Source organism: Staphylococcus sp. EG-SA-2, from assembly GCF_017152085.1.
On record NZ_JACYHC010000048.1, the window covers coordinates 1 to 571 of the forward strand.

General features: G+C 30.6%; 1 pseudogene. It reads left to right on the forward strand.

What is annotated here, in order from left to right:
* Positions 1-455 (forward strand): annotated as a pseudogene (locus IDG60_RS00385) (FAD/NAD(P)-binding protein); the annotation flags it as partial.
* Positions 456-571 lie beyond the last annotated feature (116 nt).

The following is a 571-nucleotide window of genomic DNA, read 5'->3' on the forward strand; positions in this document are numbered from 1 at the left end:
GAACTGCTGAACTAATTATTGAATTAATAGAAAATAAGTCTTTAATTTTGAAAAAAGATTTAGAAGATGTGAAACATGATGGCAAGTTGTATTATTTTTCATACAAAAACCAAGAATCAGTAGACATATATAATGTTGTCATTAACGCGACAGGTGCAAAAAGTCATTTAAATGAATTGGATCAAGATGATCAATTAATTAAAAATCTTGAAAATAGACAAATTGTACAAGCACACCCAATGGGAGGCATACAAATCATTCCGGAAACCAATCAAGTTATTAGTCCAAGGTTTGGAACATTAACAAATATGATTGCGATAGGTCAAATGACAAACGGTGTTAATAAACTACGAAATGGTGTGAAAATGATTGTAGAACAAGTTGCGCATAAAGTATCTCAATTATATGATGCTTTAGAATCGAATGAGCAACAACAGCGCAGTGACAATCAATAATTTGTAACTAGAAGATAATAAAGAGAACGCTCTATAGAGACGAATTGAAGGTTTGATTTTAATGTCTGTTAGTAAGAATCATATCAATGAGATGCCTATAGTACTCAGATTATATT